This is a genomic window from Tianweitania sp. (genome assembly GCF_032053605.1).
Taxonomy (GTDB): Bacteria; Pseudomonadota; Alphaproteobacteria; order Rhizobiales; family Rhizobiaceae; genus Tianweitania.
Genome location: NZ_DAMBUH010000018.1, coordinates 43,652 through 52,605, shown reverse-complemented (window position 1 = coordinate 52,605; position 8,954 = coordinate 43,652). Strand labels below are relative to the sequence as shown.

Below are 8,954 nucleotides of genomic sequence, written 5' to 3'. Positions count from 1 at the left end.
CGCCCGTCACCGTCGTGGACGAGGTGTTGCGGATGCCGACGATCTCAACCGTCTCGCCAACCTTGACGATGCCGCGCTCGACGCGACCGGTCACAACCGTACCGCGGCCCGAGATCGAGAACACGTCTTCGATAGGCATCAGGAACGGCTGGTCGATCGGACGCTCAGGCGTCGGAATGTAAGCGTCGACTTCCTTCATCAGCTCGCGGATGGCGTCTTCGCCGATCGTCTTGTCCGAGTCTTCCAGAGCAGCCAGAGCCGAACCCTTGACGATCGGAATGTCGTCGCCCGGGAATTCGTTCTTCGACAGAAGCTCGCGCACTTCCAGCTCAACCAGCTCGAGCAGCTCGGCGTCGTCAACCTGGTCGACCTTGTTCAGGAACACCACGATCGAAGGAACGCCAACCTGACGGGCCAGCAGGATGTGCTCGCGGGTCTGCGGCATCGGGCCGTCGGCAGCCGACACAACCAGGATCGCGCCGTCCATCTGCGCAGCACCGGTGATCATGTTCTTCACATAGTCAGCGTGGCCTGGGCAGTCGACGTGGGCGTAGTGGCGGTTCGGCGTCTCGTATTCGACGTGGGCCGTCGAGATCGTGATGCCGCGTGCCTTTTCTTCAGGAGCAGCGTCGATCTGGTCATACGCCTTGAACTCACCGAAGTATTTCGTGATCGCGGCCGTCAGCGACGTCTTGCCGTGGTCAACGTGACCAATCGTGCCAATGTTCACATGCGGCTTGTTACGCTCGAATTTACCTTTGGCCATGTGACTTCTCCTAACTTTCTTGCCCGCGCTGGGGCATCAATGGGTGACGGCGTAAGCGCGCGGGCTTTACGCGAATTTCTTCTGGATTTCCTGAGCGACCGCGGTCGGAACCGGCTCATAGTGGTCGAACAGCATCGTGTATTGTGCACGTCCCTGGCTCATCGAGCGCAGGTTGTCGACGTACTTGAACATGTTCGCCAGCGGAACCATCGCATTGATGACGACGGCCACACCGCGCGTTTCCTGGCCCTGAATCTGGCCACGACGGCTGTTCAAGTCGCCGATCACGCTACCGACGTAGTCTTCCGGAGTCACAACCTCGACCTTCATGATCGGCTCGAGAAGCTGTGCACCAGCCTTCTTGGCAGCATCACGGAAGCAAGCACGCGAAGCGATTTCGAACGCGAGAACCGAGGAGTCGACGTCGTGGAATGCACCGTCGATCAGGGTCGCCTTGACGCCAAGCATCGGGAAGCCAGCGACTGGACCCGAGGACAGAACGCTCTCGATGCCCTTCTGAACGCCGGGGATGTACTCCTTGGGAATAGCACCGCCGATAATCTTCGACTCGAAAACGAAATCCTCGCCTTCCGGGTTCGGCTCGAAGATCAGCTTCACGCGAGCGAACTGACCCGTACCACCGGTCTGCTTCTTGTGGGTGTAGTCTTCCTCGGTGCGGCGCGTGATGGTTTCGCGATAAGCAACCTGCGGAGCACCAACCGTCGCCTCGACCTTGAACTCGCGACGCATGCGGTCGACGAGGATGTCGAGGTGAAGTTCACCCATGCCGGCGATGATGGTCTGACCCGACTCTTCGTCCGTCTTGACGCGGAACGAAGGATCTTCGGCAGCCAGACGATTGAGCGCGAGGCCCATCTTTTCCTGGTCGCCCTTGGTCTTCGGCTCGATCGCGATCTGGATGACCGGCTCAGGGAATTCCATGCGCTCAAGAATGACCGGCTTCAGGGGATCGCAAAGCGTGTCGCCCGTGGTGGTTTCCTTGAGACCGGCCAGAGCAACGATGTCGCCTGCGAAGGCTTCTTCGATGTCTTCTCGGGAATTCGAGTGCATCTGCAGCATACGGCCGATGCGCTCGCGCTTGCCCTTCACGGTGTTCTCGAGCGACGTGCCCTTGGTCAGCTTGCCCGAGTAGATACGGGCGAAGGTCAGCGAACCCACGAACGGATCGTTCATGATCTTGAAGGCCAGCATCGACAGCGGCTCTTCATCGTCGGCGTGGCGCTCGATTTCACCTTCGGTCTTGGCGTCGATACCCTTGATCGCAGGCACATCTGCCGGCGACGGCAAGAACTCGACCACCGCGTCCAGAAGCGGCTGTACGCCCTTGTTCTTGAAAGCGGAACCACAGAACATCGGGAAGAACTTGACCGCGATCGTACCCTTGCGGATCAGCGCACGGATCTTATCGTTGTCGGGCATCTTGCCTTCGAGATAGTCGTTCATCGCGTCGTCGTCCATTTCGACGGCGGCTTCGATCAACTTCTCGCGGTATTCTTCAGCACGATCCTTCAGATCGGCAGGGATTTCGACGACGTCCCAGGCAGCGCCCAGGCTCTCGTCGCGCCAAACCAGCGCGTTCATCTCGATGAGGTCGACAACGCCCTTGAAATCGTTCTCGGCACCGATCGGCAGCTGCATGGCAACAGCCTGCGCACCGAGACGGGTCGCGATCATCTCATAGGAGCGATAGAAATCAGCGCCGATCTTGTCCATCTTGTTGCAGAAGATCATGCGCGGAACATGATACTTGTCTGCCTGGCGCCAAACAGTCTCGGTCTGCGGCTCAACACCAGCATTGGCGTCGAGAAGAGCGATCGCACCGTCGAGAACGCGCAGCGAGCGCTCGACTTCAATGGTGAAGTCGACGTGGCCGGGCGTGTCGATGATGTTGAAGCGGCGCATCTTGCCGTCACGACCCTTCCAGAAGGTCGTGGTGGCAGCGGACGTGATCGTGATGCCACGCTCCTGCTCCTGCTCCATCCAGTCCATGGTCGCGGCGCCGTCATGGACTTCGCCGATCTTGTGGGACTTGCCGGTGTAGTAGAGGACGCGCTCAGTCGTGGTCGTCTTGCCAGCATCAATGTGAGCCATGATGCCGAAGTTACGATAGTCTTCGATTTTATATTCGCGGGCCATAGGAATGCCTCTCTCTTCCGCCGATTACCAGCGGTAGTGCGCGAATGCGCGGTTGGCTTCAGCCATCTTGTGGGTGTCTTCGCGCTTCTTGACGGCAGTGCCACGATTGTTGGCAGCGTCCATCAACTCGCCCGACAGACGATCAACCATCGTGGTCTCGTTGCGGTTGCGAGCGGCAGTGATCAGCCAACGAATAGCCAAAGCCTGACGACGCTCGGGGCGCACATCGACCGGAACCTGGTAGGTCGCACCACCAACGCGACGCGAACGCACTTCGACGTGCGGCGCAACGTTGTCGAGAGCCTGACGGAACACGGTGACCGGTTCCTGCTTGGTGCGGGTCTGAACCTGATCCAGCGCGGAGTAGACGATGGTCTCGGCGACTGACTTCTTGCCGTGCAGCATGATGGCGTTCATGAACTTCGTGACTACGAGATCACCGAACTTCGGATCCGGGTTGATCTCGCGCTTTTCTGCACTGTGACGACGGGACATAGCTTCTGTCTCTCAATCAAAGGTCGGCGCCAAAGGCTGCCTGACCGGACCTGGCTTACTTCGGGCGCTTTGCGCCGTACTTCGAACGACGCTGCTTGCGGTTCTTCACACCCTGCGTATCGAGAACGCCGCGGATGATGTGGTAACGCACACCCGGAAGATCCTTCACGCGGCCGCCTCGAATCATGACCACGGAGTGCTCCTGAAGGTTGTGGCCCTCGCCCGGGATGTAACCGATGACTTCGAAGCCATTGGTCAAACGGATCTTCGCGACCTTACGCAGAGCCGAGTTTGGCTTCTTCGGGGTCGTTGTATAAACACGCGTGCAGACGCCACGCTTCTGTGGGTTGGCCTGCATGGCCGGTACCTTGTTGCGCTTCACCGGCGCAATGCGCGGCTTGCGGATCAACTGGTTTACGGTAGGCATTAACCGTCGTCCTCTTATCTCACTCGGGCCCGTTTCCAGGCATATACAAGCGCCGTTAGCATACGCGTTTGCGGGCAAGAAACCGCTCTCGCGGCTTTGCCCAATCAAATGCAGAGGAAGCAGTTTCCCGCCTCATGCGCGCCGGCAATGTTATTCGCTCGTAGAAACGAACCCTGTTTGAGGACATTGTCCAGGACGTGTCGTCCCGAAGCGGTAGCCCTCACATCGGCTCTGTGAGGCGGCTTCTACTGCGTGAGTCCCCTTTCGTCAACCCCGAAAGGCGGATGCGCTGGGATTAGTCGGCAGCTGGTGGTAAATCCACGGTCATGAGCAAGATAATTTCCTTCGTTGAAGCCGGCGTCTTGGATTCTTTCCGCAATCTTAATGCTAGACTGCTTGGCAACGACCGACAAACGCATGGAAGGCTGGAATCATGAAGATGGAATCAGGTGAGAACGACAACGAGTCGCCTCCGGTGACGATCATCGTCGGTCGCGCCTGGATGCAGAAGGACGGCGAGTCGGAGGAGGTTCACGTTCTGCTTGTTGCTCCCGACGATGACACGGCCGTTCGCACCGCGTTGGAAGCCCTATCTCGCGAGGGCTATGTCGAAGCGGAACTTGATCAGATCGGCGAGATGCAGGGAATGCCGGATGAAGAACCGCATGCCTCCGCCTATCAGGGTGCCGTTGAAGGCGAGATCGCGATTGTCCGGCTGACATAACAATCTGCGATTTGCTTAAACGAAAAAGGCCGCCCCGAAAGGCGGCCTTTTTTTATTGCTTGCTGTCCACCTTATTCGGCGGCGTTGGTCATGTCCGCCAACATCGGCTCGGCAACTTCCGAACCCGTCGACTTGCGGCGCTCGTCGAGGATCAGCTCATCGCGCGAGGTCGCGATACGGCGGATCTGCGTCATCTGACCGCCAGTACCGGCCGGGATGAGACGGCCGACGATGACGTTTTCCTTGAGACCCTGCAGCGTGTCCATCTTGCCGGCAACTGCCGCCTCGGTGAGAACGCGCGTGGTTTCCTGGAACGACGCTGCCGAGATGAAGGACGGCGTCTGCAGCGAGGCCTTGGTGATGCCGAGCAACACCGGCTGACCTGCGGCCGGCGTCTTGCCCTCCTCGATCAGGCGATCGTTGATCTCGTCGAGTTCGACCTGATCGACGTGATCGCCCGGGATGTAGGTCGAGTCGCCCTGCTCCGTGATCTCAACCTTCTGCAGCATCTGGCGAACGATCACCTCGATGTGCTTGTCGTTGATCAACACGCCCTGCAGTCGGTACACTTCCTGGATCTCGTTCACGAGGTAGGAAGCCAGCGCCTCGACGCCCTTGATGGCAAGGATGTCGTGCGGTGCCGGATTGCCGTCCAGGATGTAGTCGCCCTTCTCGATGACGTCGCCGTCCTGAAGATGGAACGGCTTGCCTTTCGGGATGAGATACTCGACCGGCTCCATGGCCTCGTCATGCGGCTCGATCACGATGCGACGCTTGTTCTTGTAGTCGCGACCGAAACGAACCGTACCGTCGATCTCGGCGATAACCGCGCAATCCTTCGGACGACGCGCTTCGAAGAGTTCCGCCACGCGCGGCAGACCGCCCGTGATGTCCTTCGTCTTGGCGCTTTCCATCGGAATACGAGCCAGCACGTCGCCAGGCTTGACGGATGCACCGGGCTCCACCGACAGGATGGCTTCCACCGACAACATGAAGCGAGCGTCGCCGCCACGTGCCAGCTTGGCAATCTTGCCCTTGGCATCGAACACCGTGATCGCCGGCTTGAGATCCGAACCACGCGGCGTCGAACGCCAGTCGATGACCTCACGCTTGGTGATGCCGGTTGCCTCGTCCGCCGTTTCCTGCACGGAGATGCCGTCCACCAGATCTTCGAACTCCACGCGGCCTTCCAGCTCGGTGAGGATCGGACGGGTATACGGATCCCATTCGGCAATACGCTGACCACGACGAACTGCATCTCCGTCATCGACGTAAATGCGCGAACCGTAGGTCACGCGGTGGGTCGCACGCTCCTTGCCCGTCTCATCCAGAATGAGAACAGCCATGTTGCGGCCCATGACAATCAGATTGCCATCGGAATTGCGCACCACGTTGCGGTTGCGGATCTGCACCTGGCCTTCATACGAAGCTTCCAGGAACGACTGATCGACGACCTGCGCCGTGCCGCCCATGTGGAAGGTACGCATGGTGAGCTGGGTGCCCGGCTCGCCAATCGACTGAGCCGCGATAACGCCGACCGCTTCGCCCTGGTTGACCGGGGTACCGCGTGCCAGATCGCGCCCGTAGCAGACGGCGCAAACGCCGACGCGCACTTCGCAAGTCAGAGCCGAGCGGATGCGAACAGCCTGGATGCCAGCCTTTTCGATCTTCTCGATGTCGCGCTCGTCCATCAGCGTGCCGGCCTTCACCAGCAGATCGCCCGACAGCGGATGGTTCACGTCGTCCAAAGCCGTACGGCCAAGGATGCGCTGACCGAGCGATGCCACAACCTGACCAGCATCCACGATCGGCTGCATGGTAAGGCCCTTCTCGGTGCCGCAGTCGATTGCATTGACGATGCAATCCTGCGCCACGTCAACGAGGCGGCGGGTCAGGTAACCCGAGTTCGCGGTCTTCAAGGCGGTGTCGGCGAGGCCCTTACGGGCACCGTGGGTCGAGTTGAAGTACTCGAGAACGGTCAGACCTTCCTTGAAGTTCGAGATGATCGGCGTTTCGATGATCTCGCCCGACGGCTTGGCCATGAGGCCGCGCATGCCGGCAAGCTGACGCATCTGCGTTGGCGAACCACGAGCACCCGAATGGCTCATCATGTAGATCGAGTTCATCGGCTTTTGACGGCCGTCTTCGTTGAACTCGACCGCCTTGATGCGGCCCATCATTTCCTCGGCGACCTTTTCCGAGCACTTGGCCCAGGCGTCGACCACCTTGTTGTACTTTTCGCCCTGAGTGATCAGGCCGTCATTGTACTGCTGCTCATATTCCTTCGCGAGCGTCTCGGTGTCCGAAACCAGCTTTTCCTTGGTGTCCGGAATAACCATGTCGTCCTTACCGAACGAAATGCCGGCGCGGCAGGCATGGCTGAAGCCGAGTGCCATGATGCGATCGCAGAAGATCACCGTCTCTTTCTGACCGCAGTGGCGATAAACCGTGTCGATCATCTTGGAGATGTTCTTCTTGGTCATCTCCTGGTTCGCGGTGTCGAAAGGAACGTTGACGTTCTTGGGCAGCAGCTCGGCGATGATCATGCGGCCAGGCGTCGTGTCATGGATCTTCGACACGACGTTGCCTTGCGCATCAACGGTCTTGAAGCGACCCTTAATCTTGGCGTGGAGCGTGACCGCCTTGGTTTCAAGAGCGTGCTGAAGCTCGCCCATATCCGCAAAGACCATGCCCTCGCCCGGCTCGTTCTGGTTGACGATCGACAGGTAGTACAGACCCAGCACCATGTCCTGCGACGGCACGATGACCGGCGCACCGGAAGCCGGATGCAGGATGTTGTTGGTCGACATCATCAAAACGCGCGCTTCGAGCTGTGCTTCGAGCGACAGCGGCACGTGAACGGCCATCTGGTCGCCGTCGAAGTCAGCATTGAAGGCGGTGCAGACCAGCGGGTGAAGCTGGATTGCCTTGCCTTCGATCAGCGTGGGTTCGAATGCCTGGATACCAAGACGGTGCAGCGTCGGCGCGCGGTTCAGAAGAACCGGATGCTCGCGAATGACCTCGTCGAGGATATCCCAGACTTCCGGACGCTCCTTCTCGACCAGCTTCTTGGCCTGCTTGACGGTCGAGGAATAACCCTTGGCGTCGAGGCGGGCATAGATGAAGGGCTTGAACAGCTCGAGCGCCATCTTCTTCGGCAGGCCGCACTGGTGCAGCTTGAGCTCCGGACCGGTCACGATAACCGAACGGCCGGAATAATCGACGCGCTTGCCGAGCAGGTTCTGGCGGAAGCGGCCCTGCTTGCCCTTCAGCATGTCGGACAGCGACTTCAGCGGACGCTTGTTGGCACCCGTGATGACGCGGCCGCGGCGGCCGTTGTCGAACAGCGCATCCACCGCTTCCTGAAGCATGCGCTTCTCGTTGCGGATGATGATGCCAGGCGCACGCAGCTCGATCAGCCGCTTGAGGCGGTTGTTACGGTTGATGACGCGGCGATAGAGGTCGTTCAGATCGGAGGTCGCAAAGCGACCGCCATCCAGCGGAACCAGCGGACGCAGATCCGGTGGGATGACCGGGACGATCTTCATGATCATCCATTCCGGGCGGTTGCCAGACTCCATGAAGTTCTCGACCACCTTGAGGCGCTTGAGATACTTCTTCTGCTTCAGCTCCGACGTGGTGGACGCCAGTTCCGTACGCAGCTCGCCGGCGATCGTGTCGAGGTCCATCGAAGCCAGAAGCTCGTGGATCGCCTCGGCGCCGATCATCGCGGTGAAGCTGTCTTCGCCGTATTCATCGACGGCGATCATGTACTCTTCCTCGCTCAGGAGCTGGTGCTCCTTCAGCGCGGTCAAGCCAGGCTCGGTGACGATGTAGTTCTCGAAATACAGAACGCGCTCGATGTCCTTCAAGGTCATGTCGAGCAGCGTGCCGATGCGCGATGGCAACGACTTCAGGAACCAGATATGCGCGACCGGTGCAGCCAGCTCGATGTGGCCCATGCGCTCACGGCGAACGCGCGACAGCGTAACTTCCACGCCGCACTTTTCGCAGATGACGCCCTTGTACTTCATGCGCTTGTACTTGCCGCACAGGCACTCGTAGTCCTTGATCGGTCCGAAAATGCGCGCGCAGAATAGGCCGTCACGCTCCGGCTTGAACGTACGGTAGTTGATCGTCTCCGGCTTCTTGATCTCACCGAACGACCAGGAAAGGATCTTCTCCGGCGAGGCCAGCGAGATCCGGATGGAGTCGAAGGTCTGTACCGGCGTCTGAGGGTTGAAGAGATTCATGACCTCTTGGTTCATGCCGTTCTCCTTATCGGGGTCCGCAAACCCCTCAATTTAAATCTCGCTCCGAGCGGCCTGCCCGGGATCGGTCGTGGCCGTCTTCTCGGGCCACAACGAGGCAGGATCATGATCCCG

Annotated in this window: 6 protein-coding genes; 1 reads left to right on the top strand and 5 read right to left on the bottom strand. The window is 59.6% G+C overall.

Annotated elements, in window-relative coordinates; translation table 11 throughout:
* The 4 genes from RTX98_RS06765 to rpsL all read right to left on the bottom strand — a co-directional run.
* Positions 1 to 766, bottom strand: a 766-nt coding sequence (locus RTX98_RS06765) for an elongation factor Tu (protein ID WP_312795494.1), incomplete at its 3' end; no start/stop codon positions are given.
* A gap of 66 nt (positions 767 to 832) precedes the next feature.
* Positions 833 to 2,923 carry an elongation factor G gene (fusA, locus tag RTX98_RS06760; protein ID WP_189501724.1) on the bottom strand — a complete coding sequence of 697 codons (2,091 nt, stop codon included), beginning with the start codon at positions 2,921 to 2,923 and terminating at the stop codon, positions 833 to 835.
* Between the two features lie 24 nt (positions 2,924 to 2,947).
* Complete coding sequence (rpsG, locus tag RTX98_RS06755; RefSeq protein ID WP_312795491.1) at positions 2,948 to 3,418, bottom strand: 30S ribosomal protein S7; 471 nt, start codon at positions 3,416 to 3,418, stop codon at positions 2,948 to 2,950.
* Positions 3,419 to 3,473: 55 nt separating this feature from the next.
* On the bottom strand, positions 3,474 to 3,845 hold the full coding sequence (rpsL, locus tag RTX98_RS06750; protein ID WP_008837709.1) for a 30S ribosomal protein S12: 372 nt from the start codon (positions 3,843 to 3,845) through the stop codon (positions 3,474 to 3,476).
* Positions 3,846 to 4,278: 433 nt separating this feature from the next.
* On the opposite strand from rpsL, the gene RTX98_RS06745 reads away from it, so the two are divergent.
* A complete protein-coding gene (locus RTX98_RS06745; RefSeq protein ID WP_312795481.1) occupies positions 4,279 to 4,569 on the top strand; it encodes a transcriptional regulator in 291 nt (96 codons plus the stop codon).
* Positions 4,570 to 4,640: 71 nt separating this feature from the next.
* Here RTX98_RS06745 and rpoC read toward each other — a convergent pair whose 3' ends face one another.
* Positions 4,641 to 8,837: a DNA-directed RNA polymerase subunit beta' gene (rpoC, locus tag RTX98_RS06740; protein ID WP_312795479.1), complete on the bottom strand. Its 4,197-nt coding sequence runs from the start codon at positions 8,835 to 8,837 to the stop codon at positions 4,641 to 4,643.
* Between the last annotated feature and the right edge of the window lie 117 nt (positions 8,838 to 8,954).

Excerpts from the sequence above, each read along its gene's own strand:
- fusA (WP_189501724.1), bottom strand. The coding sequence starts at position 2,923 with ATGGCCCGCGAATATAAAATCGAAGACTATCGTAACTTCGGCATCATG.
- rpsG (WP_312795491.1), bottom strand. The coding sequence starts at position 3,418 with ATGTCCCGTCGTCACAGTGCAGAAAAGCGCGAGATCAACCCGGATCCG.
- rpsL (WP_008837709.1), bottom strand. The coding sequence starts at position 3,845 with ATGCCTACCGTAAACCAGTTGATCCGCAAGCCGCGCATTGCGCCGGTG.
- RTX98_RS06745 (WP_312795481.1), top strand. The coding sequence starts at position 4,279 with ATGAAGATGGAATCAGGTGAGAACGACAACGAGTCGCCTCCGGTGACG.
- rpoC (WP_312795479.1), bottom strand. The coding sequence starts at position 8,837 with ATGAACCAAGAGGTCATGAATCTCTTCAACCCTCAGACGCCGGTACAG.